Consider the following 25303-nt stretch of genomic DNA (forward strand, 5'->3'; position numbering starts at 1 on the left):
TCAGTCCTTGTCCAGTAGGGTCCGAAGGCCATGGCGGTAGGTCGGATATCGCAGGTCGACCCCCAGCTCGTCCTTGATGCGGTCGTTCCTGACGCGTTTGGATTCGGCGTAGAAACTGCGCGCCATGGGGGAAAGGTCCGCCTCTTCGAATGGGGTCTCGTCCGGACGCGGGACGCCGAGCAGGTCGGCGGCATGGGCGATCACGTCCTGCGGCGGCGCAGGATCGTCGTCGCAGACGTTGTAGATCGCGCCGGGCCGCGGTTGGTCGATCGACGCCCCAAGCACCGTGGCGATGTCTTCGACATGGATGCGCGAGAAGACCTGCCCCTCTTTCACGATGCGCCGGGCCTTGCCCGCGCGAACCTTGGCGAAGGGGCCGCGGCCGGGGCCGTAGATGCCGGCGAGGCGAAAGATGTGCAGCGGCAGCCCGAGCGGTTGCAGGGCCTGCCACCCGGCCTCGGCCCGGACCCGCGCAGCGCCGCGTCTGGTCGAGGGGGCGAGCGGCGTGTCCTCGTCCACCCAGTCCCCGTCGTGGTCGCCATAGACGCCGGTGGTCGAGAGGTAGCCAAACCACGCCAGATCCGCAGTCGCAAGCGCCCCGCCATAGGTGTCGAGTACCATGTCGCCATCGTCGGGAGAGACCGAGTGCAGCACGTGGCTCGCCCAGCCGATATGCGGGCCGAGGTCCTCGCCCGGCCAGACGATCGGGGTGATGCCGAGGCTGCGCAGACTGTCGGCCTTGTCGGCGCTGCGGGTGGTTCCCCGCACCTCCCATCCGCGCGCGATCAGGCGCGGCGCGAGCGCTTTGGCCGAGTAGCCGCAGCCGATTGCCAGAAGCCTCATGGGGTGTCCTTTGCCTTCCGCCGGGAACATTAGCGCATCAACACGGGGCGCACAGCCCGGCCGGGATGCTTGCCGTCGCGACGTGGCGGCAGGGCGACGGTAAGCGGCCGCGGCTTGCGATCACCGGCAGATGTCCCATAGTGCCGACGGAAAAAGGAGAGGTCGATGACCGAGACGCTACCGATCGACACCCCCGACCTTCCGGGGCACGAGGCGTTCACGGATGCCGCTGCCGCCGTCGAGCGTCTGCGCATGCTCTATGACGAGGCGGTCGGCTTCCTCACGGATCGCTTCAACGTCGCGCTAAAGTCCGACACGGCGCCCGAGGTCCGCTACCGCGCCTACTATCCCGAGATCCGCCTGACGGCGACCAGCTACACCCATGCGGACAGCCGCCTGTCCTTCGGACACGTCACCCATCCGGGGCGCTATTCCACGACCATCACGCAGCCGGACCTTTTCGCCAGCTACCTTGCCAAGCAGATCGGCCTGCTGCTGCAGACGCAGAGCGGGACCGTGCATGTGGGCGTTTCGGAAACGCCGATGCCGCTGCATTTCGCCGTCGCCAAGGCGGGGCTGACCGTGCCGCAGGATGGGACGATGAACTTCTCGCTGCGCGACGTGTTCGACACGCCGGACCTCAAGGTCACGCATGATGCCATCGTGAATGGCGAGGGCTTCGTCTATGACGACGGCTCGCACCCGCTCGCGCCCTTCACGGCGCAGCGGGTGGACTACTCGCTGGCCCGCCTGTCCCACTACACCGCGACCGACGCCGCGCATTTCCAGAACCACGTCCTGTTCACGAACTACCAGTTCTACGTGGATGAGTTCGAAGCCTATGCGCGTGAGGCTCTCGCCGATCCCGATTCGGGCTACACCGCGTTCGTCGGCCCCGGCAACCAGGTCATCACCGACCCCGAAGCCGTGCTGGAGCCCATCCCGAAGATGCCCCAGATGCCCAGCTACCACCTGCAGCGCGAAGGCGGGCAGGGGATCACGCTGGTCAATATCGGCGTCGGCCCGTCGAACGCCAAGACGGCCACGGACCACATTGCGGTGCTGCGCCCGCATGTGTGGCTGATGGTCGGGCACTGCGCCGGGCTGCGCAATTCGCAGCGGCTGGGGGATTTCGTGCTGGCTCATGCCTACCTGCGTGAGGACAAGGTGCTCGACGACGACCTGCCGATCTGGGTGCCGATCCCGGCGCTGGCAGAGGTGCAGATCGCGCTGGAAGATGCCGTGGAAGAGATCGCCCAACTCGAGGGCTACGAACTCAAGCGGATCATGCGGACAGGCACGGTCGCGACACTCGACAATCGCAACTGGGAGTTGCGGGACAACTCGGGCCCCGTGCAGCGCCTGAGCCAGAGCCGGGCGGTCGCGCTCGACATGGAAAGTGCCACGATCGCGGCGAACGGCTTCCGCTTTCGCGTTCCCTACGGCACCCTTCTTTGCGTCAGCGATAAACCGCTGCATGGCGAGCTGAAGCTGCCGGGGATGGCCACCGACTTCTACAAGACCCAGGTGGCCCGACACCTGCTGATCGGGGTCAGAGCCATGGAAAAACTGCGGGAAATGCCGCTGGAGCGGCTTCATTCGCGCAAGTTGCGGTCTTTCGAAGAGACCGCGTTCCTGTGAGGGTCAGGAGCGGAAAACCCCATGTTTCATGGGGCTGACGCCGGGCCGCGTCCTTGTGTTGAAGGCGCGGATCGCGTTTAGTGCCGTCCACTGCCCGAGCGGCGCGAACCAAACGGAGTAATCCATGGCCCAGAAACCGATGACGAAATCTCAGCTCGTCACCGCCATTGCCGAGAAGATGGGGACGCAGAAGAAAGAGGCCACCGAGGCTCTCGATGCGATCACCGAAATCATCACTGAGGAAGTCTCGCAAGGCGGTGCGGTGACCCTTCCCGGCGTTGGCAAGATCTACTGCCGCGAGCGGCCCGAGCGCATGGTGCGCAACCCGGCCACCGGCGAGCAGATGAAGAAGGACGCCGACAAGGTGGTGAAGATGACCATCGCCAAGGCCCTGAAGGACAGCGTCAACAACTGACGTTTCGGTCTCTGGAACCGGACAAGGCGCGCCGTTTCGGTGCGCCTTTTTCTTTTGGCTGTGGCCGGGCGAGCAAAAAAAAACCCCGCGCATCCCAAGGGATGGCGGGGCAAGTTGGTGCCGATCGGCCGCACCCGCTCGTGGGGGCGCAGGGCCGTCGGCACCGGCGGTAACCGCTGTGCGCGTGGCTCTTAGTTGAGCTCTGCGCGGATCTGTTGTCTCAGGGAGTCGATGGGCACGCGGCGGCCATCCCGGACGAAACTCCAGTAGGTCCAGCCGTTGCATGAAGGCGCGCCGTCGATGGCCGCGCCGACCTGGTGGATCGAGCCCGTCAGCGTGTCAGTCGCCAATGTTCCGTCGGCGCGGATCTTGGCCATCACACCCTTGGGATTCACCAGCGTCTCGCCGGGGCGCAAGAGGCCCCGCTCGACCAGTTGGCCGAAGGGAACGCGCGGTTCGGCGCGCTTACCCTGCGACACGCACAGCGCCGCCTTCTCATAGGGACGCGCGCGGCTCAGGCGCTCTTCGGCGGCGTCGATATAGGCCTGCTCGCGCTCAATCCCGATGAAGCGACGGCCCAGCATCTTGGCCACCGCGCCCGTCGTGCCGGTCCCGAAGAACGGGTCGAGCACCACGTCGCCGGGATCGGTCGAGCCGACCAGCACCCGGTGCAGCAGCGATTGCGGCTTTTGCGTGGGATGCGCCTTGTGCCCGTCCTCGCCCTTCAGCCGCTCGTGACCCGAGCAGATCGGAAGCGTCCAGTCCGAGCGCATCTGCGTGCCCTCGTTCAGGGCCTTCAGCGCATCGTAGTTAAAGGTGTAGCGCGATTTCTCGCTCTTGGCCGCCCAGATCAGCGTCTCGTGCGCGTTGGTCAGGCGCTTGCCGCGGAAGTTGGGCATCGGGTTGGTCTTGCGCCACACGACGTCGTTCAGGATCCAGTAGCCCGCGTCCTGAAGCGAGGCGCCGACCCGGAAGATGTTGTGGTACGATCCAATCACCCAGATGGCGCCGTGGGGTTTCAGCACCCGACGCGCCGCCTTGAGCCACGCGCGGGTGAACGCGTCGTAGGTCTCGAAGCTGGCGAAACGATCCCAATCGTCGTCCACCGCGTCGACTCGGCTACCCTCGGGGCGACGCAAATCGCCCTTCAGTTGAAGGTTGTAGGGGGGGTCCGCGAAGATCAGGTCGACCGAGGACTCCGGCAAGCCCTCCATCACCTCGATACAATCACCGCGCACGATACTGTCGAGAGGCAGGGTTGCTGCCTCCGGTCCGCTCTGCGTCATTTCACTGCCTCATTTGCGGCCCGATTTTTTTGAGTGGGTCCGCTTGTTATGTCAGGCAGATTGTCCGGACGGCCGGGGACATTCAAAAGTTATTTGGCGCCGGGAAGAGCAAAATCTTCTTGAACCAAGATATTGTGGACCGGTTTGAACGAGCGCCTATGGTGTGTGGTGGCACCGTGTCTTTTCAGTCCCATCAGGTGTTCGGGCGTGCCGTAGCCCATGTTCGTTTCCCAGCCATATCCGGGGTGTTGTTGCGCGAGGGCCAACATGCCCAAATCCCGACAATTTTTTGCCACAATTGAGGCCGCCGCGATCGACATCGACAGGCTGTCCCCCTTCACGACGGGCTCGGCCCGGCAGGGCAGCACCGGGGGCAGGCGGTTGCCGTCGATCAACAGGGCGTCGGGCTTCACGGGAAGCGCCTCGACTGCGCGGCACATGGCGCGGAAGGTCGCTTGAAGGATGTTGATTTCGTCGATCTCCTCGACGCTCGCCTCGCCGATGCCGATATGGGCGCAGAGCGCGATCTCTCCCGCCAACCGTCCGCGCGTCTGCGCGTCGAGCACCTTGCTGTCGTCGAGGCCCGCGGGAACGTTGCAGGGAAAGAGGACGACCGCTGCGGCGACCACGGGACCGGCAAGGGGGCCGCGGCCGACTTCATCGACGCCGGCGACGAGGCGCGCTCCCTGCGCGTGCAGGCGGGATTCAAGATATAGATCGGGCATGTCGTGGGGATGCCGTCACGGCAGGCGGCCCGCAACACAAAAGTGGGCGAGGGCACATGGCCCCCGCCCAGGTTGCACGGTCCGCTGCCCGAGATGTGCGATTGAAGACAGGGCGGACCGTGCGAAGGGCGTGCGCTCAGTACCGGTGGCGCGCGACCCTCCATCCGTAATCGCTGAGACAGCGCGCTTCGTAGGCCGGGCGATAACGACCGCGAACCCGCAGGTCGGTCGCGCAGTGGCGCGGCAGCTGGCGAAGGTTGACGCCCGAGCGGGCGAGGCAGCGCTGGCCGAACACGCTGTAGGTGCCGCCGCGGCGGGTGTCAAAGCTGCGCAGGCAGTTCCGGGGAAGGGAACCAGCGTGATCGCGCCGCCTATGGGCGTAGCCCCGATCCTTCCGGCCTGAATGCACCTGGACATCGACATTGCCGTTCTGGGCGAGCGCGGCGCCAAGGCCGAGGATTGCGGCGCCGGCGATGATTCCGGCAGCCTGCCGTTCGTTCAGGGCCTGTGCGGGCGCGGTGGCAAACGGGGCGACTGCGAGGGTCAGGCCAAGCGCCGCGGCGGCGAGGGTGCGTTTCATTGTGATCTCCCTTGTCTGGAGCGTGCCGGGCGCTGCCCGTCAGGTCTTGTGGGATCAGATGGCGCCGGTGCCGTCAGACAGGCAATGACGGCGCCTTGTCATGCAATGACGGCGCCGCATGTCTCGGTCTGTCATTGCACGACAGATAGGGGCGCACCGACATGGGTGCGCCAGCAGACAAGGACCGGACAGAGGATGACCCGCGCCACCCGCATCGCACTCGTCGTGACAGCCGCGCTTGCCGTGTCAGCCGTTGCCGCGCGGGCAGACTGCCTCGTGGACTACAAGGCCAAGCGTGACCGCCCCCTGCAGTTGCACTACGGTGTGATCCGACTGGATGATGCCGAATGCGCCGATCCGGCGCAGGCAATCGCCCGCCGGATCGCCGTGGAAGGGTGGACGCTGCTGACCGTCATGGGCCGCCTCAGCGAGGCGGATGCGCAAGAAAGACAGGACGATGCTGGCGCGTATTACCTCCGTTACTGAAAGCTCCAAGGGAATCGGCCGCCTGATCGCCGGCGGTGTCGTGGCGGTCGTGGCGATCCTCGGTCTCGCCGCTGCGCTGCTGCTCGCCAGCCTGCCCGACGCCAATGCCTTCAACGCGCGAGTCGAGCGCCTGTTCGTCGAGAATGCCGAGCTGACCGGAGGCGAGACGATTCGCCTGCTGGAGATCCTCGCGCAGTCCGGCACGGCGTTTTCCGAAGTGCTGGCGAGCTATCGCGTGGTGCTGTTCGTCCTTCTGGTCTTCGCGACCGCGCTTCTGATCGCGGCGCTGGTGTTTCTGGTCATCCTCGTCTCGCTCTACCGTCGCCTGGGCGAGATCGAGCGGTCGGGCATCCAAGTCTCGTCGCTGCATATCAGCCGTGATGCGCGGTCGGTGGCCTTGAACGGCATGGAGTTCACGCTGACCGAGGCCGCCATCGAGACGCTGAGCGTGCTTGCCGAGGCGCGGATGGACGACGATATCCTTTCAGGCGCCGAGATCGAGGCGATGGTTTCGGGGCGCAAGCTGACCGACTGCGAAGAAGCCGCCGGGGCTACACGGATCAAGCGGCTTCGCGATGCGCTGGGCAACCAGCTGGTCAGCGAGCTTCTGATCCGCACCGTTGCCCGGCGCGGCTATGTCCTGTCGATCGACAAGGACGTCATCGAGATGAATTAAGGCTCAGTCACAGCCGATGATCTCGGCCGCGCCCTGATCGCCCAATACCGTGATCCGCAACGCGTCCCGGTCGAGGACCAAGGGGCGACCGCGGGGTGCGGCGAGGTCGGCCACGGCCACCAAGGCGCCGTCCTGTCGGTGCGCCCTCGGCTCCGACACCCAGAGCTCGGGGTCCGACGGCTCGAACACGATCTCTTCGGCCGCGCCGAGCGGCGGCATGTTCAGTTGCACGGTCAGCCGCGCCTCGCCACCGGGCGCAAGGCGGACGTCGCAGCCTGCGCGCGCCAGCCCGACCTCGCCTTCCGTGAAGGGACGGTCGGCAAGGGCGGTGCGGATACGGGCGTCGGGCCGCACCGGTGCAGGGGACAGATCGACCTCCGCCTCGGCTTCCACCGGCACGCAAACGTCCTTGCAGACACCCATGTCGAGGTCCAGGCGCAAGACCGCCGGTGCGGTGGGGTTCTTCGGCGTGACCTCGATGGGCAGGATCACGTGGTCCTTGTAGACCACCGACCGCATACCGCTTTGCCGAATCACGCTTGGAACGGGCCAGTGGATACGCACGGCGGCGACGTTCTGCGAGCCGGACCAATCGAAGCTGGGGGGGATGCCGGCCTCGCCGGGGCGGCGCCAGTAGGTCTTCCAGCCGGGAGCGAGGCGGATCTCGAGTCCCGCCATGTGTCGGCCGTCCTCCATCCGCCAACCGGGCAAGAGGGCGAATCCTTCCACGGCATGGCTTTCGGCATGGGCCGCGGAGGGCAGGAGGGCGAGGATCATGAGCAGCAGGAAATGTCGCATGACAGTTCCATACCGACAGGGCGATGCCGGGTGAAAGTCACAAGCGCGACATGTTGGCATAGCGGTAGGGTTGCGCGGCGCCCGCGTCACGCCATGTTTATGCGCATGACAGATGTGACAGAGCTGACGGGCAAACTCCTCATCGCGATGCCGGGCATGGGCGATCCGCGATTCGAGAAGAGCGTGGTGATCGTCGTGGCCCATGGCGGCGACGGCGGAATGGGACTGATCGTGAACAAGCCGGCGCCGTCGATCGGGCTGGGCAACCTGTTCGAGCAGCTCTCGATCGAGGGAACTGCCGGCGGAAACGAGCCGGTCTTCTTCGGCGGGCCGGTCGAGAACTCGCGCGGCTTCGTGCTGCACAATCCCGAGTATCGGCAGGACGACACGACCCTGTCCATCGACGCGCGATTCGGAATGACTGCGACGCTCGACATTCTCAGGGCGATGGCCGAGGGCGTCGGGCCTGACAAGTCATTGGTCGCGTTGGGATATGCCGGTTGGGGTCCGGGTCAGCTGGAAGAGGAGATCGCCGAAAACGGCTGGCTGATCACCGATGCAGACCCGGACCTGGTGTTTTCCCACGACCACTCCGGCAAGTGGATCGCGGCTATCGAGACGTTGGGGATCGATCCCATCATGCTGTCGGCCGAGGGCGGCCGGGCGTAGCTCAAAAGCCCGCCGCTTGCCGCGCGATGTCGTCGATGTTGCCACGTGCGACGCCGATGTCGTCGAGGTCACGCTGGCTCATGCGGGCCAGTTCGTTGTAGACGCGGTTGTATTCGGCGCGGCGTGCCATGCTGGTGCGGATGGCGGTGCGGGTCCGGGCAAGGATCCCGGCGTCGATGCGGATGTCTGTCAAAGCGGCCATGTCTGCCTCCTTCGCGGTTCGTGTTTGCTCTGACAGCTACATGGACCCTTTCCATGGTAGCGAGAACACCCAGCTTTCGAAGGCCGCCATGCACGTGCCGCAATGCAGCGAATTTTATGCTGCAGCGCGATGAGAAAAGGCCCCGCCGATTGGCGGGGCCTTTCATTTTCTTGCGCTGCGGTCAGTGAACCACGGCATCCTGCGGCGGTTGCCGGTTCGACGCCGCGACTCGGTCCCCGACCAGCAGGCCATCGGCCCCGGCGTCGACCGTAACGGTCTGGCCGTCCTCGATGTCGCCGGCCAGGATCATCTCGGCCAGCTGGTCCTGCAGGGCCCGCTGGATCACCCGCTTGAGCGGGCGGGCGCCGAACACGGGGTCATACCCCTCATCCGCCAGCCATTTGCGAGCGGCATCCGAGAGGTCGAGCGTGATCTTGCGCTGGGAAAGCCGCTGTTCCAGCCGGCGAAGCTGGATCTCGACGATGCCGGTCATGTCCTCGCGGCCGAGCCGGTCGAAGATCACAGTCTCGTCGAGGCGGTTCAGGAACTCCGGCCGGAAATGTGCCCGGACCGCATCCATCACGTCGCGCTTGGCTGTCGCACTGTCCGCCCCGTCGGGAAGCTGGCTGAGCGCCTGCGATCCGAGGTTCGAGGTCAGCACGATCAGCGTCTGCTTGAAGTCCACGTGCCGGCCCTGCCCATCCGTCAGGACACCGTCGTCCAGAACCTGCAGGAGGACGTTGAACACGTCCGGGTGCGCCTTTTCGACCTCGTCGAACAGGATCACCTGGTAGGGACGCCGGCGCACGGCCTCGGTCAGGACGCCGCCCTCGTCATAGCCGACATAGCCCGGAGGGGCGCCGATCAGGCGGGCGACGGCGTGCTTCTCCATGAACTCGGACATGTCGATCCGCACCATCGCCTGGTCGTCGTCGAAGAGGTATTCCGCGACGGCCTTGGTCAGTTCGGTCTTGCCGACGCCGGTGGGGCCGAGGAACAGGAACGAGCCCAGAGGCCGATTCTCGTCGTTCAGGCCCGCGCGGGCGCGCCGCACGGCGTTGGCCACCGCGCGAACGGCGGTCTTCTGGCCGATGACGCGCTTGCCCAGCTCTTCTTCCATGCGCAGCAGCTTGTCGCGCTCACCTTCCAGCATCTTCGAGGTCGGGATGCCGGTCCAGCGTTCGACCACCTGCGCGATCTGTTCGGGGCGGACGGCCTCTTCGACCATCAGCTCGTCCTCGCGCTCTTCCGCCTCGCCGAGGCGACGCTGGAGGTCGGGGATGATGCCGTAGGACAGCTCACCCGCGCGCGCCAGGTTGCCCTCACGCTTGGCGATGTCGAGTTCCGCCTTCGCGCGGTCCAGCTCTTCCTTCAGCTCGCGCGAGGCGTTCAGCTTGTCGCGCTCGGCCTGCCACTTGGCGGTCATCTCGGCCGCATCCTCCTGCAGCTCGGCCAGCTCGCGCTCGAGGTTCACTAGCCGGTCCTTCGACGGCTGGTCGTCCTCCTTGCGCAAGGCCTCGGCCTCGATCTGCTTTTGCAGGATGTCGCGGTCGAGCGCGTCGAGCTCCTCGGGCTTGCTGTCGACCTCCATCCGCAGGCGGCTGGCCGCCTCGTCCATGAGGTCGATCGCCTTGTCGGGCAGGAAACGATCGGTGATGTAGCGGTGCGACAGGGTCGCGGCCGACACGAGGGCAGAGTCGCTGATCCGCACGCCGTGGTGCAGTTCGTACTTCTCCTTGATGCCGCGCAGGATCGAGATCGTGTCCTGCACCGTCGGCTCTTCGACCATCAGGGGCTGGAACCTGCGGGCGAGGGCAGCGTCCTTCTCGACATGCTTGCGGTACTCGTCGAGCGTGGTTGCGCCGACGCAGTGCAACTCACCCCGCGCAAGGGCGGGCTTGAGCAGGTTGGACGCGTCCATCGCGCCATCGGCCTTCCCGGCGCCAACGAGGGTGTGCATCTCGTCGATGAACAGGACGATCTCGCCCGCGGCGGCCTCGACCTCCTTCAGGATGGACTTCAGCCGTTCCTCGAACTCGCCGCGATACTTCGCGCCCGCGATCAGCGCGCCCATATCCAGCGCCAACAGCTTCTTGTTGCGCAGCGATTCAGGCACGTCGCCGTTGACGATCCGCAGGGCGAGGCCTTCGGCGATGGCGGTCTTGCCGACGCCGGGTTCACCGATCAGCACAGGATTGTTTTTGGTGCGGCGCGACAGGACCTGCATCGTCCGCCGGATCTCGTCGTCACGGCCGATGATCGGGTCGATCTTGCCCTCCCGCGCCCGCGCGGTGAGGTCGATCGAGAACTTCTTGAGCGCCTCGTAGCCATCCTCGGCGGTGGCCGAGTCGGCGGTCCTACCCTTGCGGATCTCGTTGATCGCGGCGTTCAGGCTCTGGGCGTTGACGGCACCCGAATCCAGCGCGTCCTTGGCCTTTGACTTGACCATCGCCAGCGCGGTCAGCATCCGCTCGATCGGGACGAAGCTGTCGCCGGCCTTCTCGGCCAGCTTCTCGGCCTCGTCGAGCACGCGCGCGGTCGTCTGGTCAAGATACACCTGGCCCGCGTCACCGGACACCTTGGGCTGCTTGCCTAGCGCCAGGTCGACCTGCTCGCGCACGCGCTGCGTCGAACCGCCGGCCTTGCCGATCAGGTTCGCGGCGAGGCCCTGGTCGTCGTCGAGCAGGGCTTTCAGAAGATGCTCGGGGACCAGTCGCTGGTGATTTTCGCGCATCGCGATGGTCTGTGCGGCCTGAATGAAGCCGCGGGATCGTTCTGTGAACTTTTCCAGGTTCATCTGCTTTCTCTCCTCTTCAAGCGCCCCGCCAACCGCCCGCAACGGCACGGTTTTCGCAGGGCCTTCGAGGCATAGATGGGGGGCGGGACACACTTCATCAAGATCGATTCTCACGGCCGAGTGATCGCTTGACGGGAACTTATCCACATGCCTGCGCGTCGTTCCTTCAACGGAGGGAGAACCTCCACCGAGCAGAGAAAGCGTAACGATGACAGGCAATTCCGCCAAAATCATACCCGGAGGTACCGGCATGATCGTCCTTGATGCCGCGTTCGAAAACGTCCGCCGCGACCGCGACTTCGGTCGCGTCGAAGCCCATGTTACCCTCTTCATCAAACGTGCCGGCCAAGCCGTACGCCCCGTCCGTGTCCGGACCAACGTGATGGACCGCGGCGAACAGTCGGTGAGGGTCCGGCTGCTGGAGAATGCGGCCAGCCTCGCAGAATACGTGATGGGCAGCGAGACGCCGGATCAGATGAACCACGCCGCCTGAACGGCGCCTCCATCGACAAGAAAAAAGGCCGGCCCATGTGGGCCGGCCTTTTCATTCACTCCGGCCGCTCTTCCGGATCGTCTAGGCATTCGCCTCGCGTATTCGCATCCGGGCCCGAGGGCGTCGGGATGAATGCAGCACCTCCGCTGTCCGTGTCGCGCACGATGTCCTGGCACTCGGAAGGATTTAGGTCGGTCACGGCGTCACGACCGGCGGGAAGCGGACCGGCTTCGGTGCTCTCCTGCGGTCCAGGTGTGTCGACGTTGTCGGCGCCTCCGGTACCGATGGTCTCTTCGTCGAGCAGGAATTCTTCGGTGGCAGACTGGTTCAGAGGCTCGTCCACGATCCTCGCAGCCGTGTCGTCGTCCTGTTCGGCATTTGCACCGCCAGCCTGAACCTCTTCGACCGACGTCAGGTCGGCGGGAACGGTTTCAACGCGCTCCTCATCGCCCTCTTCCGGCAGCTCGCTGTCAGCCACCTCGTCCGAGACGGAGTCGGCGACTTCCTCGTCGGCAAGGGTCTCGCCTTCGATGTCCGGGCCGGTGCTGTCGACGTAGTCGGTGGCAGGAATCGAGTCGATATCGGCCGGGGCGGGGTCCACATCGTCCACCAGTTCGGTGACGCCTTCCTCGACCTCGTCGGCTTCTCCCTCTTCGGCGTCGTTGACGCCTCCGCGGGCCTGGCCCTCGGGGACCGTTCCGGACCCGGCCGGTTCGGCGTTTATATCGTCCTCTGCGATCACTGTCGGTTGGTCCGGTGGCGTCTCTTCGCCCCCGCTCAAGGCGAATACGCCGACAAGGACCGCCAGGACGACGACCGCGATGATCGCAATGGGAAGGAGCGGGTTGCCCGACCCCTTGGGTGATTTGGCCATGAGATGCCTCCGCTCGTATCTCTGTCTCAAAGAGGAACATGCCTTGACGTGGGCTTGTTCCCGCCTTGTCGTTCCGCCGCAGATGGGGCAGAGCGGTGCGAAAGCAAGGAGAAGGCGCATGGCGGACGAGCGGCTGATCGTGGCGATCGACACCGGGGACGCGTTGAGCGGTCTCAAGTTGGCGACCCGGTTGGGCGATGCGGTCGGCTTCTACAAGATCGGCCTGGGGATGCTTACCATGGGCGGCCTTGCCCTCGCGCGAGAGCTGAAGGACGATCACGGCAAGCGCATTTTCTTGGACATGAAGCTGTTCGACATCGGCGCGACGGTCGAGCAGGCGGTGCGTGGCCTGACGCAGTTCGACATCGACTTCCTGACCGTCCACGGTGACCCCCACGTCGTCCGCGCGGCGATGGAAGGGGCGGCCGGGACCAAGACAAAGATCCTGGCGGTGACGATCCTCACCTCGCTCGACCGATCCGACCTCGACGACGCGATGATCCGCGAGGGCGACCTGGCCGAGCTGACGGCCGAACGTGCCGCCCGTGCCTTTGCCGCCGGCGCCGATGGGGTGATCGCCTCGCCGCACGAGGCCGCGGCGATCCGGGCCCTCTCCGAAGCCGAGGGGCGGCTGATCGTGACGCCGGGCGTCCGGCCAGCGGGCAGCGCGCCCGGCGATCAGAAGCGCATCGCAACCCCGCGCGGTGCCATCGAGGCGGGGGCGGACCACATCGTCGTTGGCCGCCCGGTCTGGCAGGCCCAGGATCCGGCGGGTGCCGCGCGCGCCATCGTGGACGAGATCGCCGGCTGAGTTAGGTTCCCCGGGCCAACCCCGAAGGAGCGCTACATGACCCTCTATGCCGTCGGTGACATTCACGGCTTTTCCGCGCAGCTCGACCGTGCGCTCGGTCTGATCGAGGCGGATGGCGGACCAGACGCGCAGATCTACTTCCTCGGCGACTATGCCGACCGCGGGCCGGACAGCCGCGGTGTTTTCGACCGGCTGATCGCCGGCCGGGACGAGGGGCGGCCCTGGCGGTTCTGCAAGGGCAATCATGACCGGATGTTCCAGCGCTTCCTTGAGGCCGGCGAAGAGAACGACTCGCGCATCCTGTCGGGAAAGTCCTGGTTTCACGATGCGCTCGGCGGCAGCCGGACGCTCGGCTCCTACGGGCTGGATGGCGAGGCGCAGGGGTTCTTGATGAATGGCGGCGTCGACACTCTGGCCAGCTACCACGTGGACGGCGAGAGCCTGTCCAAGGCAGAACTCGCCCGCGCCGCGCGTGCCGCCATCCCCGACGCGCACCACGATTTCCTGAAGGGCCTGCCCCTGTATCACGAGACGGACGACCTGATCTTCGTTCACGCGGGGCTGCGGCCCGGCGTCCCGCTGGACGAACAGGACGAGGATGACCTGCTGTGGATTCGCGAGGGGTGGCTCGAGAGCGAGGCAGACCACGGGCGGCTCGTCATCCACGGCCATACCGCGCTCGACTTCCCCGAGCACCGCGGCAACCGCGTCAATATCGACGGCGGGGCGGGGTTCGGCAATCCGCTGGTGCCCGTGGCGATCGAGGGGCAGTCGATCTATACGCTCGACGAACGGGGACGCATCCCGCTCGAGCCGCGGCCATAGGCACGCCCTCTTTCACGTTCCGCCCCGATACGGTAAGGGGTCGCGACCTGAGAAAGGGGTAATTCCATGGGCTACAGAATTGCTGTCGTCGGCGCCACGGGTAACGTGGGCCGTGAGATGCTGAACATCCTGGCCGAGCGTGGCTTTCCGGCGGACGAGATTGTCGCGCTGGCGTCGCGCAAGTCGCTGGGCACCGAGGTCAGCTATGGCGACACCACGCTGAAGACCAAGGACCTCGACACGTTCGACTTCGACGGGTTCGACATGGCGCTGTTCGCCATCGGCTCGGATGCGACGAAGACCTACGCGCCGAAGGCCGCCAAGGCCGGCTGCGTCGTGATCGACAACTCGTCCCTCTATCGTTACGATCAGGACGTCCCGCTGATCGTGCCTGAGTGCAATCCGCAGTCGATCCACGACTACGCGAAGAAGAACATCATCGCGAACCCCAACTGCTCGACCGCACAGATGGTGGTGGCGCTGAAGCCCCTGCACGACCGCGCGAAGATCAAGCGCGTCGTCGTCTCGACCTACCAGTCCGTCTCGGGCGCGGGGAAAGAGGGGATCGACGAACTGTGGGACCAGACCAAGTCGATCTACAATCCCGTCGACAACAAGCCGCCCACCAAGTTCACCAAGCAGATCGCCTTCAACGTCATTCCCCATATCGACGTCTTCATGGATGACGGCTCGACCAAGGAAGAGTGGAAGATGGTCGCCGAGACCAAGAAGATCCTCGACACCTCGATCAAGGTACAGGCGACCTGCGTGCGGGTACCGGTCTTCGTGGGCCACTCCGAGTCGGTGAACATCGAGTTCGAGGATTTCCTCGACGAGGACGAGGCCCGCGACATCCTGCGCGAGGCGCCCGGGATCATGGTCGTCGACAAGCGCGAGGACGGCGGCTACGTCACGCCGGTCGAGTGCGTGGGCGACTTCGCAACCTTCATCAGCCGCATCCGTCAGGATTCGACGGTCGAGAACGGCATCTCGCTATGGTGTGTCTCGGACAACCTGCGCAAGGGTGCCGCGCTGAACGCGGTGCAGATTGCCGAGCTTCTGGGCCGCGAAGTCCTGAAGAAGGGCTGACGGCATCAGAGGGCCTTGCCGAAACTTGCCGCGATTTCTTCAACATTCCCTCAAGATCTGGTGGTCACCATCGGGCCACCAGATCGAAAGAGGGTTCGGAATATGTCTCTGATGGAAAAGGCTCGGCAGGGTCGCGCGAATGCTCTGGCCGCCGTGCAGCGACTGCAGGTGAACGTGTTCGCCGATCTCCTGCAGGTTTTGCCCCGGTAGGTCAGACCGCCTCGAATACGCCGGTTCGTGGGTCGAGCATCTTCAGGCCGCCCTCCGCGATGTCGTTGTGGCAGCCGTGCAACGACAGACGATCGGCCTCGACGGCTTCCCGCACAAATGGGAAGGTCATCAGGTTGTCCAGGGACGTCTTGACCGCTTCGTATTCCAGCAGCGTCTGGCGTTCCGCATCCGTGCCCTCGGGTAGCCGCTCGAACCCCGGCCGGAGGAGGTCCATCCAGCGGCCGACGAAGCTGGACTTCTCTTCGAGCTCCGGCGCATTGCCGGAGCACATGTCGTAGCATCCCTTCACGCCGCCACACAGGGAGTGGCCCATCACGATCAGATGGGTAACTTTCAGGGCCGTCACCGCGAACTCGATCGCCGCGGACGTACCGTGCTGATTACCGTCCGGTTCGTGGGGCGGAACGAGGTTGGCAATGTTGCGGTGGATGAAGAACTCGCCCTGATCCGCCCCGAAGATCGACGTCACGTGCACGCGGCTGTCGCAGCACGAGATCACCATGGCGCGCGGGCGCTGACCTTCGTCGGCCAAGCGGCGATACCACGCGTGATTTTCGGCAAAGGTGGTGGCCTTCCAGCCGTGATAGCGAGTGACGAGATATTGCGGCAGCGGCTTGACGGGCGTCATCTGGCAATCCTTGGTTTTCGATTCATTGCGGATCTAGGCGCGATCATCACTATTTTCCATCGTGTTTTCCGGCCGGTATAAACGGGTCTCTTACCGCTCCTGTGGCAATGTCCGAGGTGGGGATAGAGGAGTGGAAGATGACTGTCATAAGTTTGCAACTGCGCGAGAGTGCGCGGCAGGATACTTGGCGTCTACTCGGCGCCGCACCGGACGATTCCGAACGGGTGGAACGCCTTGGCACGGATCTGGACCAGTTCATGGACGAGCTTAGCAGGGTGTCCATGGCGTGGCACGACCGAGATACGGATATTCTTCGTAATTCTGCGCGCTGCGTTGCCGAGAAAGCGAGCGCCTTGGGCCTCAACCGCATCGCGCGGGTCGCGCGGACGGTCGTGATGCTCGGGCGAACGGAGGACAAGGCCGCGCTTGGGGCGAATGTCGCGCGTCTGCTCAGGCTCGGGCAGGGCTTTTTCGAAGAGGTCTGGGAACTGCAGGATCGTCCCGGCTAGGGATTGCAGCCGCTCATGGGCGCGCTAGGCTCGGCCACCTCACTGACCGCAGGAGCGCGCCCATGTCTCAACCCGCAATGACCTTCGCGAAGGATGCCTCCGACGCTCTGCCGCTCAGCGTGGTGGGACCCGAAGGGCTGGACGGCTGGGCCGCGGATGCCAGCCCCGTCGCGCGGGCGTGGGTCGAGGCGTCGTCGTTCAAGGCTTCTGCGGGTCAGACGCTGGTCGTTCCGGGGGCGGACGGGCGCCCTGAGCAGGCCCTCGTGGGGCTGGGGCCCGAAGATCGTCGTGCGCAGCACAGGTTCTCGGTCGCCGCGGCGCGCGATGCGCTGCCGGCGGGGGCGTGGCGCATTGCGACATCGTTGCCGCCAGAGGAACGGGACGAGGCGGCGCTTGGCTGGTTGCTGGAGGGCTACCGGTTCGACCGCTATGCCACGGCTTCGGCGCCTCAGGCCATGCTGGTCGCGCCCGAAGGGTGTGATGCCCCCCGGCTCGAGGCTATCGCGAGCGGAGAGGCGCTGACCCGCGACCTCATCAACACCCCCGCGCGGGACATGGGGCCGGCCGACCTGGCCGCGGCGGCAATCGATCTCGCGGCAGAGCTCGGCGCCGAGGCAAAGGTAGTCGAGGGCGCCGAACTGGCCGGAGGCTTCCCGCTGATCCAGGCCGTAGGTCAGGCCGCGGCCAGTGATCGGGCGCCCCGACTGATCGACATGAACTGGGGCGATTCGGGTCCCCGGGTGACACTTGTCGGCAAGGGCGTTTGCTTCGACACAGGCGGCCTGAACCTCAAGCCGGGCAGCTCGATGGGGCTGATGAAGAAAGATATGGGCGGCGCGGCCACCGTGCTGGGGCTGGCCCGCATGATCATGGCGACAGGGGTGAAGCTGAGGCTTCGCGTGCTTGTCCCCGCGGTCGAGAACGCCGTCGCCGGATCCGCCTTCAGGCCAGGCGACATCCTGCCCTCGCGCAAGGGGCTGACGGTCGAGGTCAACAACACCGATGCAGAGGGGCGCCTGGTTCTGGCCGACGCTCTGGCCCTCGCTTCGGAGGTCGAGAGCGACATGATCGTATCGATGGCGACGCTGACCGGCGCCGCCCGCGTGGCCGTCGGCCCCGATCTTGCCCCGTTCTACACGGGTGACGACGGATTTGCCGGCACGCTCGTGGCTGCGGGCGAGAAGGTGCGCGACCCGCTCTGGCGGATGCCGTTCTGGGCGCCCTACGAGCCGATGATCGAGCCGGGGATTGCCGACCTCGACAACGCGCCCAAAGGCGGGTTCGCCGGCTCGATCACTGCGGCGCTGTTCCTGCGGCGCTTCGTGACCAAGCCCGAAACCTATACCCATTTCGACATCTATGGCTGGAATCCCTCCGCCGCACCCGCCAGGCCGAAGGGCGGCGTCGGGCAAGGCGCACGCGCCCTCTTCGACGCGCTGTCGGACCTGGCATGAACGACCGTCGTCTGACCCCCGCGAATGGTCGTGTTGCCGCGCGCGAACTGATGGGCCGGGTCGAGGCCGACCGCTTCGTCGCACCCGAGGCCGCTGCCGTCGCCATTCCCGTGGCCGACCTGTGGTCCACCCCCGAGCGGACCGCCCGGGACCGCCAGCTGGTGATGGGCGAGGCGGTCGACATCTATGAGCGGCGCGCCGGCATGGCGTTCCTGCGGGCGCGCCGGGACGGGTATGTCGGCTACGTGGCCGAGGCTGACTTGGGCGAGCCGGTTGCGGCCACGCATATCGTCGGCGTTCCCGCGACACATCTCTACCCCGCGCCGGACATGAAGCGGCCAGCCGTCGCGCGCCTGTCCTTTGGTGCGCGGCTCAGGGTCGTGGCGGGCAGTGACCGGTTCTTCGAGGTCGAGGGCGGCCTTCACGTACCGCGGCCACACCTTGCGCCGGCGAACCGCGCCTTCACCGATCCGGCGAGCGTTGCGCAACTGTTCTTTGGAGTGCCGTATCTCTGGGGCGGCAACTCGATCGACGGGATCGACTGTTCGGGCCTGGTGCAGGCGGCGTGCCTTGCCTGCCATATCCCCTGTCCCGGCGACAGCGACCTGCAGGAGGCGGTGGTCGGTCAGGCGCTCGAGGATGAGCCACCCGCGCGCGGGGACCTCTATTTCTGGAAGGGGCACGTGGCGATGGCGGTGGATGCCGAGGTTCTGATCCACGCGAACGCCCACCACATGGCGGTGGCTTACGAGCCGATCGAGCAGGCAATCGCCCGCATCGAGGCGCAGGGGGATGGTCCGGTTACCTCGCGGCGGCGGCTGTAACCTACTCGATGGCGCGGATGAGCTTGCGGTCGAGGACGCCGAGGACGGCCCGCAAGTCTCCGCCCCGCTTGAGGATCTGCCCGTCCATGCCGATTACGGCGTACATGCCCTGCCGTCCCCGCAGCTTCGGACGCTTTTCGATCCGATAGATCGGATGCTCGGCCGTGCGGCGGAAGATCGAGAAGATCGCCACGTCCCTCAGGAAGGACATGCCGTAATCGCGCCACTCGCCCGCGGCAACGGCACGGCCGTAAAGGCCGAGGATGAGGTTGAGCTCGTGCCGGTCGAAGGCGACCTTGGCATGGGGGTCCGGCCGCCCGGGAAACGGCGTGGGTGTCATGACGGTCATCTTCAAAAGGTGGGGAAGGCGCGGATGTTTGGCAAGTCCGGAGACGTAGCGCCACGAAGATGCCGCGATCTTTCCCCTGAATGACCCGCCGCCGCCCCTGAAAGCGTCACCGGCGGTATCCATGATGGATCCATAGCGAACCTGCTAGATGGTGCCGCGGCAACCCCTGCCCCCAACCCGCCGCGGCACCTTACCCGCTGACCTGCGGTTTCTCTGCTTTCGATGACTCGACTCTCGGCCCGATTCGGCTCTAGCTGGGGTGGAACTTAACGTGAACATCCTGCTGCCACGGGACGCTCATGGATCATCGACGGATACTTTCGCTGTCGTTCCCGCATCTGGGGGCGGAACGGCTGCTGCGCCGCGGGACCATTCCCTCCGGGGTGCCCTTGGCCGTCGCCGCGGATCGCGGCGGCGCGCAAGTGGTTGTCAGCGTCAGCCCCGCAGCTGCGGCGGCCGGCCTGCGGGTGGGGCAGGGGCTCAGGGATGCCCGTGCACTGTGCCCGGACCTCGTGACGAAGTGGGAGGCGCTCGAGGCCGAGGCCGCATTCCTGTCGGCGCTCGCGCGCTGGCTGGGCAAGTTCAGCCCTTGGATCGCCGAAGAGCCGCCGACGGGCCTCCTCGCGGATCTGACGGGCTGCGCGCATCTTTTCGGGGGTGAGGCGGCCCTTCTGGCGCGAATCGAGGAGGATTGCGCGGCCCAGGGCCTGACGGTGCAGGCGGGGCTTGCCGATACGGTCGGCGCGGCCTGGGCACTCGCACGATATGCCGGCCGCGGGGCAGAGGCGGGGCGGTCCGGCGACGCGATAGACCAGGAGGCCCCGGCCACCCGCTCGCGAGCTGCGAAACGTCGGACCGGCGGTGTCGAGGTAGCACCGAAGATCGCGCCCCGCGGGCGGATTGCCATGCCGGGAGGGACGCGGACCGCCATTGCGCCGCTGCCCGTGGCAGGGCTCAGGCTTGACGGTGAATTGGTCGCCGAACTTGGCCGCCTGGGCCTCCGGCGCGTCGAGGACCTTGCGAACCAGCCCCGTGCGGCTCTGGCCCGGCGGTTCGGCCAGCACCTGGTGTTCCGGCTGGACCAGGCGCTTGGCCTCGCGCCCGAGCCGGTTTCGCCCGGTCTGCCCGAGATGCGCTTTGCCGCCCGGATGAGCCTGCCCGAGCCGATCGGCCTTGAGGCGGACGTCCTGGCGGCGGTGGATCGCCTGTTGCCTGTGCTGTGCGAGAGGCTGCGGCGCAGGGGGCGCGGGGCGCGGCGGGTCCGGCTGGAATGCCACCGGGCCGACCACACGACCGGGGCGGTCGAAGCGGGACTGGCGCGCCCCTCGTCCGAGCCGGAGCGGCTGCGGCAGCTCCTGGCGATGAAGGTGGCCGAGATCGAGGCGGGCTTCGGCATCGACATGGTGCGTCTGGTCGCGACCGAGACCGAGCCCGTGGAGGTCCACCAGCATCGCGGCCATGTCGAAGCCGCAAGTGATGCCGAGGCGCGGCTGACCGGCACGCCGCTGGACGATCTGATGGGGCGGCTCGGCGCGCGCGTGGGGCTCGAGCGGATCACCCGGCTGGCGCCCTCGGACAGCCACATTCCCGAGAAGGAGGTGCAGATCCTCGCCGCCGCCTGGTCCGAGCCCGCGACGGGCTGGTCGGCGCCGCAGATGGCCCGACCGCACCTGATCTGGTCGCCCGAAGCCGTCGCGGCTCCGGAGCGCCCCAAGCCCCCCGCGCAGTTCCGCTGGAGAAACCGGGACATGGCGGCCGTCAGTGCAGAGGGACCCGAGCGCATCGCCCCCGAATGGTGGCTGGACGACCCGGCCTGGCGGACGGGCGTGCGGGACTACTGGTGCGTGACCTGCGCGAACGGAGAGCGGCTGTGGATGTACTTTGCCCACGGCGCCGGGCTGTCAGCGGGGTGGTTCTGCCACGGCGCCTTCGTCTGATGGCCGCCTCTGTTCAGCCGCAATAGGCGCGGGTCAGGCGCCCGTTTTCATCGGTCTCGAGGTTCAGGCGCGCGGGGACGTGGTCCATTGTCACCGCGGTGTCCGGTCCGATCACGCGGCGCCCGCCGGGGCCGGAGCCGTCGATCTCGCTCACGGGGACACCCAGCATCGAACTTTGCAGGCGCTGCGCGGTGGCCTCGCAATCGCCCCGCTCCGTCGGCGGCGCGGAAGTCGTCTGGCACGCGGCAAGAAGCGCGAGGCAGGTGAAGAAAGTGACAGGGCGGAGCATGGCACGCACCGGGTTTGGGTCGGACGCCCCGCAAGATGTGCCGAGTCGCGTCCGAGGAAAGGGCGATTTGACAAGGTCCCCCGCTTCGATCACGGCTGAGGCGACCGTTTCGTGATCCCAGAGGTGTCCATGCCCGAGCGCAACCGACCGCTCTATGCCGTCCTGATCGACGCCGACAACATTCCGGCGAAATACGCCGACCCGATCCTGAAGGAGATCACCAAGTTCGGCGAGCCCGCGCTGCGCCGGGTCTATGGCGACTGGTCATCGGGGCGCCTGTCGAACTGGAGCCAGAAGGTCCGCGACCTCGGCCTCGTGGCGCACCAGGAAACGGCGAACACCGTCGGCAAGAACGCCAGCGATATCGGCCTCGTGATCGACGCGATGGACATCCTGCATACCGGCCGCTTCGACGGCTTCGTGCTGGTCAGTTCCGACAGCGACTTCACGGCATTGGCCAACCGCGTGCGCGAGAACGGCCTGGACGTCATCGGCATCGGCGAGGGCAAGGCGCCCGAGGCCCTGCGCAACGTCTGCAACCGGTTCATCCTGATCGAGAACATCGTGGACGAGCCGGTCCAGCCCGTTCAGGCGGATTCAGGCCGCGCACCCGCGGGCAAGGTCGCGCCGATCGAGGCGGTGCCGCTGATCCTTCAGGCGATGGACAGGATCGAGCAGGACGACGAATGGTATGCGCTGGGCCAGATCGGCCAGTACATCACCGCCGAGCATCCTGATTTCGACACGCGCACCTACGGCAAGCGCAAGCTGAGCGACCTGGTATCGGAATTGAAGCGGTTCGAGACAAAGAAGATCGGCAACCAGCTTCACCTGCGCCGGGTGGACTGAGCCGCGCTGTCAGGTGCCGTAGCGGGCCAGCCACGTCTCGACCGCGCCTTCGAGGACGCGGGTGCGCTCGGCGGCGGTAAAATCGGGCTGGATGCGCAGGCAGAGGCGCGGAAACACTTCTGCCTTGCACAGTTCGGCGAACTGGTGCGCTGCAAGAGACTTGTCGTCGATGACAAGCTCGCCCCGCGCGATGGCGAGGTCGAAATAGCGCGTCAGCAGGTTCTCGAGCATTCCGGGGCCGCTCTCCCAGAAGGCACGGCCAATCTCGGGGAAGCGCTCGCATTCGGCGACCGAGATGCGAAATACCTGCTGCCCGGTTTCCGAAAACATGAAGTCCATCAGCGCAGCGCCGGCAGTGGTGAGCACTTCGCGCGGCGGGCGCGAGAAATCCAGGTGCTCGACCGCCTCTGCTGCCTGGCGCCGGCATTCGGCCGAAGCGACCTCGACGAAGAGAAGGCGCTTGTCCGAGAAGTAGCTGTAGAGCGTGGCCTTCGAGACGCCGGCGCGCTTGGCGATGCTGTCGACCGAGGCGCCCTCGAACCCGTCCGACATGAACACTTCGCGCGCGCCTTCGAGAACCTGGTCGTATTTGCGACCCTTCTTGACCTGCGCTTCGACATTCATGCTGACACCCCTGATGACAACCGCCCGGACACTTTAGGCGGTAAAGGTCTGGGGCGGCAACGATCCGCCGCCCCGACAGGAGTCAGATGGGCGCCGCAGCGGTCTGGATCAATCCCCGTCCGCGGGGACGGTCAGAACGATCGCAGGTGGTTCGGCCTCCAAATGTTGGGTGATCTCCGGTGCGGCATGGGCACGCGGGGCGCCGAGAGCGCCGGCCAGTATGGCGCCCTTGATGAAGGTGAAGGTCATGAGAGACTCCTCATTATGAACTGAACCGTATCGTTTAGTTAAGAGGCGCTCTGGTGCTGATCAAGGAAAAACTGAACCGGTCGGTTTATTTTCGCCGCGGGGTAATCCAACGCGTTGACCGCGCCTGCGGGTGGCCTTTGTTATGGCTCTGGACACCACAGGAGGGACGGCATGGAAACGAAATCGGAAAACGTGAGCTTTGGCGGCGTGCAGGGGGTCTACACCCATGCGAGCGATGCCACCGGGACCGACATGACCTTCGGGCTCTACCTGCCCGAAGAGGCGAAGTACGGTTCTGTGCCGATCCTGTGGTACCTCTCTGGCCTGACCTGCACCCACGAAAATGCGATGACGAAGGCCGGCGCGCAGCAATTTGCGTCGGAATACGGGATCGCCATCTGCTTTCCCGACACGTCCCCCCGCGGTGAGGGCGTTGCCGACGATGACAGCTTCGACATGGGGCAGGGCGCGTCCTACTACGTGAACGCCACACAGGACCCTTGGGCGAAGCACTTCCGCATGTGGGACTACGTCACCGAGGAGCTGCCGCAGCTCGTTGCGCGGGAGTTTGCGGTGGATCTCGACCGGCAGGCGATCACCGGCCACTCGATGGGCGGGCACGGCGCACTGACCATCGGCATGGGGCTTGGGACCAACCGCTTCACGAGCGTCTCGGCGTTTTCGCCGATGTGCCGGACCATGGACAGCGACTGGGGCACGCGCCAGCTGGGGCTCTACCTTGGGGAAGACCGCGAGGCGTGGCGGCCGCACGACGCCAGCGAGGTGATGCGCGAGCGCGGTTTCGACGGACCGGTGCTGGTGGATGCCGGGACCGCGGACCAGTTCTGGGACAAGCTGAAGCCCGGCGCGCTGGCCGGCGCCATGACCGACCGCAAGCAGCAGGGCGCCTTCCGCCTGCAGCCGGGCTACGACCACAGCTACTTCTTCGTCTCGAGCTTTATCGAGGATCACGTGCGCTTCCACGCCGAGGCGCTTTACGGGTGATCGCCGCACCGGAGGCCCGCCGTTGATTTACGTCGATGCCGACGCCTGCCCTGTGAAGGCCGAGATCGAGGCTGTCGCCACGCGGCACGACCTGCCCGTGGCGATGGTGTCCAACGGGGGGCTGCGGCCCTCGTCCAACCCCCTGGTCGAGATGGTCTATGTCGATCAGGGCGCGGACGAGGCGGACATATGGATCGCCGACCGTTGCGCGGCGGGCGACGTCGTCGTGACCGGCGACATCCCGCTTGCCGCCCGTGCCGTTTCGGCAGGGGCCCGCGTGATCAAGCCGAACGGCGAGGTCCTTACCGAAAGGAATGTCGGCGCCGCCCTTGCGTCCCGCGACCTGATGGCCGACCTGCGTGCGGCGGACCCGTTCCGGCAGGGCGGCGGCAAGCCTTTCGGAAAAGCCGACCGGGCGCGGTTCCGCGACGCGCTGGAGCGCGTCGTCAGGCAGGCGAAAGGGTAGGCAATGGCGGTCGATCTGGTGGTGTTCGACATCGGGCGCGTCCTTCTGGAGTGGGACCCCGAGGGGTACTACGACAAGGCGATGGGACGCGTGGCGCGGGTGCGGCTGTTCCGCGAGGTTCCCTTGCACGAGATGAACCTGCGAATCGACGCGGGCGAGCCTTGGCACCAGACGGTCGAGGATACCGCGTGGAAGCACGGCCGCTGGCACAAGGACGTGCTGAGTTGGCGCGACCACTGGGACAAGATGGCCGGTCCGCTGATCCCCGAAAGCGTGTCGCTCCTGCGCGCGCTGAGATCCAAGGGCATCCCGGTCTGGGCGCTGACCAATTTCGGGCGCGAGACGCTGGATCATGCGCAGGCGCTCTGGCCGGCGCTGACAGAGTTCGACGGAATGATTGTCTCGGGCGAGTTGCGCGTGGTGAAACCCGCCCCCGAGATCTATGCAGCGCTCGAACGTGACACCGGCGCCGCACCGGGACGCATCCTGTTCATCGACGACAAGGCCAAGAACCTCCGCGCGGCAGAGGCGCGGGGCTGGCAGACGCACCTGTTCGATGGCCCCGCGGGTCTGCGGCAGCGCCTCGTGCAAGAGGGGCTGCTGAGCCCCGCAGAGGCCAAAGCCGGTTGATCCAACCTTGCGCGGGCAGAGCCCGCCAAGTGGCCGCTCGAGTGGAGAG

30 protein-coding genes are annotated in these 25303 nt (G+C 66.2%); 17 read left to right on the plus strand and 13 right to left on the minus strand.

Features of this window, described 5'->3' with window-relative positions; all coding sequences use genetic code 11:
* Positions 1-843: an SDR family oxidoreductase gene (locus ACFDS3_RS01590; RefSeq protein WP_375260583.1), complete on the minus strand. Its 843-nt coding sequence runs from the start codon at positions 841-843 to the stop codon at positions 1-3.
* Between the two features lie 165 nt (positions 844-1008).
* Between ACFDS3_RS01590 and ACFDS3_RS01595 the strand changes: the two genes are divergently transcribed.
* Together ACFDS3_RS01595 and ACFDS3_RS01600 are read left to right on the plus strand one after the other, a co-directional pair.
* Complete coding sequence (locus ACFDS3_RS01595) at positions 1009-2484, plus strand: AMP nucleosidase (RefSeq protein ID WP_375260584.1); 1476 nt, start codon at positions 1009-1011, stop codon at positions 2482-2484.
* 124 nt (positions 2485-2608) lie between these two features.
* Positions 2609-2899, plus strand: a complete 291-nt coding sequence (locus tag ACFDS3_RS01600) for an HU family DNA-binding protein (RefSeq protein WP_375260585.1) — start codon at positions 2609-2611, stop codon at positions 2897-2899.
* Between the two features lie 191 nt (positions 2900-3090).
* Here the strand turns inward: ACFDS3_RS01600 and ACFDS3_RS01605 are convergent, their stop codons facing one another.
* From ACFDS3_RS01605 to ACFDS3_RS01615, 3 genes are all read right to left on the minus strand, one after another.
* A complete protein-coding gene (locus ACFDS3_RS01605) occupies positions 3091-4185 on the minus strand; it encodes a site-specific DNA-methyltransferase (protein ID WP_375260586.1) in 1095 nt (364 codons plus the stop codon).
* 89 nt (positions 4186-4274) lie between these two features.
* Entirely contained in the window at positions 4275-4910 is a 636-nt protein-coding gene (locus tag ACFDS3_RS01610; protein WP_375260587.1) for a ribonuclease HII, read from the minus strand.
* 136 nt (positions 4911-5046) lie between these two features.
* Complete coding sequence (locus ACFDS3_RS01615) at positions 5047-5490, minus strand: hypothetical protein (RefSeq protein ID WP_375260588.1); 444 nt, start codon at positions 5488-5490, stop codon at positions 5047-5049.
* Between the two features lie 195 nt (positions 5491-5685).
* Between ACFDS3_RS01615 and ACFDS3_RS01620 the strand changes: the two genes are divergently transcribed.
* Together ACFDS3_RS01620 and ACFDS3_RS01625 are read left to right on the plus strand one after the other, a co-directional pair.
* A complete protein-coding gene (locus tag ACFDS3_RS01620; RefSeq protein ID WP_375260589.1) occupies positions 5686-5976 on the plus strand; it encodes a hypothetical protein in 291 nt (96 codons plus the stop codon).
* A complete protein-coding gene (locus tag ACFDS3_RS01625; RefSeq protein ID WP_375260590.1) occupies positions 5948-6652 on the plus strand; it encodes a transcriptional regulator in 705 nt (234 codons plus the stop codon). The genes ACFDS3_RS01620 and ACFDS3_RS01625 overlap by 29 nt, the downstream gene beginning before the upstream one ends.
* Before the next feature lie 3 nt (positions 6653-6655).
* Here ACFDS3_RS01625 and ACFDS3_RS01630 read toward each other — a convergent pair whose 3' ends face one another.
* Positions 6656-7450, minus strand: coding sequence for a protein-disulfide reductase DsbD domain-containing protein (locus tag ACFDS3_RS01630; RefSeq protein ID WP_375260591.1), 795 nt, complete (start codon positions 7448-7450; stop codon positions 6656-6658).
* Positions 7451-7555: 105 nt separating this feature from the next.
* Between ACFDS3_RS01630 and ACFDS3_RS01635 the strand changes: the two genes are divergently transcribed.
* Complete coding sequence (locus tag ACFDS3_RS01635) at positions 7556-8119, plus strand: YqgE/AlgH family protein (RefSeq protein WP_375260592.1); 564 nt, start codon at positions 7556-7558, stop codon at positions 8117-8119.
* Between the two features lies 1 nt (position 8120).
* On the opposite strand, the gene ACFDS3_RS01640 is transcribed toward ACFDS3_RS01635, so the two are convergent.
* Together ACFDS3_RS01640 and clpB are read right to left on the minus strand one after the other, a co-directional pair.
* Positions 8121-8321 (minus strand): DUF1127 domain-containing protein, encoded by a 201-nt coding sequence (locus ACFDS3_RS01640; RefSeq protein ID WP_375260593.1) that lies wholly within the window; start codon positions 8319-8321, stop codon positions 8121-8123.
* Between the two features lie 181 nt (positions 8322-8502).
* Positions 8503-11118 carry an ATP-dependent chaperone ClpB gene (gene clpB / locus ACFDS3_RS01645; RefSeq protein WP_375260594.1) on the minus strand — a complete coding sequence of 872 codons (2616 nt, stop codon included), beginning with the start codon at positions 11116-11118 and terminating at the stop codon, positions 8503-8505.
* A 250-nt stretch (positions 11119-11368) separates the two neighbouring features.
* Here clpB and ACFDS3_RS01650 point away from each other — a divergent pair, with 250 nt between their 5' ends.
* Positions 11369-11611, plus strand: a complete 243-nt coding sequence (locus tag ACFDS3_RS01650; RefSeq protein ID WP_375260595.1) for a hypothetical protein — start codon at positions 11369-11371, stop codon at positions 11609-11611.
* A 55-nt stretch (positions 11612-11666) separates the two neighbouring features.
* Here ACFDS3_RS01650 and ACFDS3_RS01655 read toward each other — a convergent pair whose 3' ends face one another.
* Positions 11667-12485 (minus strand): hypothetical protein, encoded by an 819-nt coding sequence (locus ACFDS3_RS01655; protein WP_375260596.1) that lies wholly within the window; start codon positions 12483-12485, stop codon positions 11667-11669.
* 118 nt (positions 12486-12603) lie between these two features.
* On the opposite strand from ACFDS3_RS01655, the gene pyrF reads away from it, so the two are divergent.
* From pyrF to ACFDS3_RS01670, 3 genes are all read left to right on the plus strand, one after another.
* Positions 12604-13296 carry an orotidine-5'-phosphate decarboxylase gene (gene pyrF / locus ACFDS3_RS01660; RefSeq protein ID WP_375260597.1) on the plus strand — a complete coding sequence of 231 codons (693 nt, stop codon included), beginning with the start codon at positions 12604-12606 and terminating at the stop codon, positions 13294-13296.
* A 36-nt stretch (positions 13297-13332) separates the two neighbouring features.
* A complete protein-coding gene (locus ACFDS3_RS01665) occupies positions 13333-14121 on the plus strand; it encodes a metallophosphoesterase (protein ID WP_375260598.1) in 789 nt (262 codons plus the stop codon).
* A gap of 66 nt (positions 14122-14187) precedes the next feature.
* On the plus strand, positions 14188-15210 hold the full coding sequence (locus ACFDS3_RS01670; protein ID WP_375260599.1) for an aspartate-semialdehyde dehydrogenase: 1023 nt from the start codon (positions 14188-14190) through the stop codon (positions 15208-15210).
* 211 nt (positions 15211-15421) lie between these two features.
* On the opposite strand, the gene ACFDS3_RS01675 is transcribed toward ACFDS3_RS01670, so the two are convergent.
* Positions 15422-16069, minus strand: coding sequence for a carbonic anhydrase (locus ACFDS3_RS01675; RefSeq protein ID WP_375260600.1), 648 nt, complete (start codon positions 16067-16069; stop codon positions 15422-15424).
* Positions 16070-16206: 137 nt separating this feature from the next.
* Here ACFDS3_RS01675 and ACFDS3_RS01680 point away from each other — a divergent pair, with 137 nt between their 5' ends.
* The 3 genes from ACFDS3_RS01680 to ACFDS3_RS01690 all read left to right on the plus strand — a co-directional run bounded on the left by ACFDS3_RS01680 (position 16207) and on the right by ACFDS3_RS01690 (position 18856).
* Positions 16207-16578, plus strand: coding sequence for a hypothetical protein (locus ACFDS3_RS01680; RefSeq protein WP_375260601.1), 372 nt, complete (start codon positions 16207-16209; stop codon positions 16576-16578).
* A 62-nt stretch (positions 16579-16640) separates the two neighbouring features.
* Entirely contained in the window at positions 16641-18032 is a 1392-nt protein-coding gene (locus ACFDS3_RS01685) for a M17 family metallopeptidase (protein ID WP_375260602.1), read from the plus strand.
* Positions 18029-18856, plus strand: coding sequence for an NlpC/P60 family protein (locus tag ACFDS3_RS01690; protein WP_375260603.1), 828 nt, complete (start codon positions 18029-18031; stop codon positions 18854-18856). Before ACFDS3_RS01685 ends, ACFDS3_RS01690 begins: the two co-directional genes overlap by 4 nt.
* 1 nt (position 18857) lies before the next feature.
* On the opposite strand, the gene ACFDS3_RS01695 is transcribed toward ACFDS3_RS01690, so the two are convergent.
* The gene (locus ACFDS3_RS01695; protein ID WP_375260604.1) at positions 18858-19205 is read right to left on the minus strand and encodes a DUF2794 domain-containing protein; all 348 of its coding nucleotides are present in this window, start codon (positions 19203-19205) and stop codon (positions 18858-18860) included.
* 299 nt (positions 19206-19504) lie between these two features.
* Between ACFDS3_RS01695 and ACFDS3_RS01700 the strand changes: the two genes are divergently transcribed.
* Positions 19505-21142: a DNA polymerase Y family protein gene (locus ACFDS3_RS01700; RefSeq protein ID WP_375260605.1), complete on the plus strand. Its 1638-nt coding sequence runs from the start codon at positions 19505-19507 to the stop codon at positions 21140-21142.
* A 13-nt stretch (positions 21143-21155) separates the two neighbouring features.
* Here the strand turns inward: ACFDS3_RS01700 and ACFDS3_RS01705 are convergent, their stop codons facing one another.
* Positions 21156-21431 carry an I78 family peptidase inhibitor gene (locus ACFDS3_RS01705; protein ID WP_375260606.1) on the minus strand — a complete coding sequence of 92 codons (276 nt, stop codon included), beginning with the start codon at positions 21429-21431 and terminating at the stop codon, positions 21156-21158.
* 129 nt (positions 21432-21560) lie between these two features.
* On the opposite strand from ACFDS3_RS01705, the gene ACFDS3_RS01710 reads away from it, so the two are divergent.
* Positions 21561-22280, plus strand: coding sequence for an NYN domain-containing protein (locus tag ACFDS3_RS01710; protein ID WP_375260607.1), 720 nt, complete (start codon positions 21561-21563; stop codon positions 22278-22280).
* A 9-nt stretch (positions 22281-22289) separates the two neighbouring features.
* Here the strand turns inward: ACFDS3_RS01710 and ACFDS3_RS01715 are convergent, their stop codons facing one another.
* The gene (locus ACFDS3_RS01715) at positions 22290-22904 is read right to left on the minus strand and encodes a TetR/AcrR family transcriptional regulator (RefSeq protein ID WP_375260608.1); all 615 of its coding nucleotides are present in this window, start codon (positions 22902-22904) and stop codon (positions 22290-22292) included.
* 108 nt (positions 22905-23012) lie between these two features.
* Entirely contained in the window at positions 23013-23153 is a 141-nt protein-coding gene (locus ACFDS3_RS01720) for a hypothetical protein (RefSeq protein ID WP_375260609.1), read from the minus strand.
* A 171-nt stretch (positions 23154-23324) separates the two neighbouring features.
* Here ACFDS3_RS01720 and fghA point away from each other — a divergent pair, with 171 nt between their 5' ends.
* The 3 genes from fghA to ACFDS3_RS01735 are packed head-to-tail and all read left to right on the plus strand — an operon-like array spanning position 23325 to position 25254.
* On the plus strand, positions 23325-24158 hold the full coding sequence (gene fghA / locus ACFDS3_RS01725) for an S-formylglutathione hydrolase (protein WP_375260610.1): 834 nt from the start codon (positions 23325-23327) through the stop codon (positions 24156-24158).
* Positions 24159-24180: 22 nt separating this feature from the next.
* Positions 24181-24624 (plus strand): YaiI/YqxD family protein, encoded by a 444-nt coding sequence (locus ACFDS3_RS01730; RefSeq protein WP_375260611.1) that lies wholly within the window; start codon positions 24181-24183, stop codon positions 24622-24624.
* A 3-nt stretch (positions 24625-24627) separates the two neighbouring features.
* Positions 24628-25254: an HAD family hydrolase gene (locus tag ACFDS3_RS01735; RefSeq protein ID WP_375260612.1), complete on the plus strand. Its 627-nt coding sequence runs from the start codon at positions 24628-24630 to the stop codon at positions 25252-25254.
* Positions 25255-25303 lie beyond the last annotated feature (49 nt).

Source organism: Palleronia sp. (assembly GCF_042089775.1).
Lineage (GTDB): Bacteria > Pseudomonadota > Alphaproteobacteria > Rhodobacterales > Rhodobacteraceae > Palleronia.

Excerpts from the sequence above, each read along its gene's own strand:
- ACFDS3_RS01590 (WP_375260583.1), bottom strand. The coding sequence starts at position 843 with ATGAGGCTTCTGGCAATCGGCTGCGGCTACTCGGCCAAAGCGCTCGCG.
- ACFDS3_RS01595 (WP_375260584.1), top strand. The coding sequence starts at position 1,009 with ATGACCGAGACGCTACCGATCGACACCCCCGACCTTCCGGGGCACGAG.
- ACFDS3_RS01600 (WP_375260585.1), top strand. The coding sequence starts at position 2,609 with ATGGCCCAGAAACCGATGACGAAATCTCAGCTCGTCACCGCCATTGCC.
- ACFDS3_RS01605 (WP_375260586.1), bottom strand. The coding sequence starts at position 4,185 with ATGACGCAGAGCGGACCGGAGGCAGCAACCCTGCCTCTCGACAGTATC.
- ACFDS3_RS01610 (WP_375260587.1), bottom strand. The coding sequence starts at position 4,910 with ATGCCCGATCTATATCTTGAATCCCGCCTGCACGCGCAGGGAGCGCGC.
- ACFDS3_RS01615 (WP_375260588.1), bottom strand. The coding sequence starts at position 5,490 with ATGAAACGCACCCTCGCCGCCGCGGCGCTTGGCCTGACCCTCGCAGTC.
- ACFDS3_RS01620 (WP_375260589.1), top strand. The coding sequence starts at position 5,686 with ATGACCCGCGCCACCCGCATCGCACTCGTCGTGACAGCCGCGCTTGCC.
- ACFDS3_RS01625 (WP_375260590.1), top strand. The coding sequence starts at position 5,948 with ATGCTGGCGCGTATTACCTCCGTTACTGAAAGCTCCAAGGGAATCGGC.
- ACFDS3_RS01630 (WP_375260591.1), bottom strand. The coding sequence starts at position 7,450 with ATGCGACATTTCCTGCTGCTCATGATCCTCGCCCTCCTGCCCTCCGCG.
- ACFDS3_RS01635 (WP_375260592.1), top strand. The coding sequence starts at position 7,556 with ATGACAGATGTGACAGAGCTGACGGGCAAACTCCTCATCGCGATGCCG.
- ACFDS3_RS01640 (WP_375260593.1), bottom strand. The coding sequence starts at position 8,321 with ATGGCCGCTTTGACAGACATCCGCATCGACGCCGGGATCCTTGCCCGG.
- clpB (WP_375260594.1), bottom strand. The coding sequence starts at position 11,118 with ATGAACCTGGAAAAGTTCACAGAACGATCCCGCGGCTTCATTCAGGCC.
- ACFDS3_RS01650 (WP_375260595.1), top strand. The coding sequence starts at position 11,369 with ATGATCGTCCTTGATGCCGCGTTCGAAAACGTCCGCCGCGACCGCGAC.
- ACFDS3_RS01655 (WP_375260596.1), bottom strand. The coding sequence starts at position 12,485 with ATGGCCAAATCACCCAAGGGGTCGGGCAACCCGCTCCTTCCCATTGCG.
- pyrF (WP_375260597.1), top strand. The coding sequence starts at position 12,604 with ATGGCGGACGAGCGGCTGATCGTGGCGATCGACACCGGGGACGCGTTG.
- ACFDS3_RS01665 (WP_375260598.1), top strand. The coding sequence starts at position 13,333 with ATGACCCTCTATGCCGTCGGTGACATTCACGGCTTTTCCGCGCAGCTC.
- ACFDS3_RS01670 (WP_375260599.1), top strand. The coding sequence starts at position 14,188 with ATGGGCTACAGAATTGCTGTCGTCGGCGCCACGGGTAACGTGGGCCGT.
- ACFDS3_RS01675 (WP_375260600.1), bottom strand. The coding sequence starts at position 16,069 with ATGACGCCCGTCAAGCCGCTGCCGCAATATCTCGTCACTCGCTATCAC.
- ACFDS3_RS01680 (WP_375260601.1), top strand. The coding sequence starts at position 16,207 with ATGACTGTCATAAGTTTGCAACTGCGCGAGAGTGCGCGGCAGGATACT.
- ACFDS3_RS01685 (WP_375260602.1), top strand. The coding sequence starts at position 16,641 with ATGTCTCAACCCGCAATGACCTTCGCGAAGGATGCCTCCGACGCTCTG.
- ACFDS3_RS01690 (WP_375260603.1), top strand. The coding sequence starts at position 18,029 with ATGAACGACCGTCGTCTGACCCCCGCGAATGGTCGTGTTGCCGCGCGC.
- ACFDS3_RS01695 (WP_375260604.1), bottom strand. The coding sequence starts at position 19,205 with ATGACCGTCATGACACCCACGCCGTTTCCCGGGCGGCCGGACCCCCAT.
- ACFDS3_RS01700 (WP_375260605.1), top strand. The coding sequence starts at position 19,505 with ATGGATCATCGACGGATACTTTCGCTGTCGTTCCCGCATCTGGGGGCG.
- ACFDS3_RS01705 (WP_375260606.1), bottom strand. The coding sequence starts at position 21,431 with ATGCTCCGCCCTGTCACTTTCTTCACCTGCCTCGCGCTTCTTGCCGCG.
- ACFDS3_RS01710 (WP_375260607.1), top strand. The coding sequence starts at position 21,561 with ATGCCCGAGCGCAACCGACCGCTCTATGCCGTCCTGATCGACGCCGAC.
- ACFDS3_RS01715 (WP_375260608.1), bottom strand. The coding sequence starts at position 22,904 with ATGAATGTCGAAGCGCAGGTCAAGAAGGGTCGCAAATACGACCAGGTT.
- ACFDS3_RS01720 (WP_375260609.1), bottom strand. The coding sequence starts at position 23,153 with ATGACCTTCACCTTCATCAAGGGCGCCATACTGGCCGGCGCTCTCGGC.
- fghA (WP_375260610.1), top strand. The coding sequence starts at position 23,325 with ATGGAAACGAAATCGGAAAACGTGAGCTTTGGCGGCGTGCAGGGGGTC.
- ACFDS3_RS01735 (WP_375260612.1), top strand. The coding sequence starts at position 24,628 with ATGGCGGTCGATCTGGTGGTGTTCGACATCGGGCGCGTCCTTCTGGAG.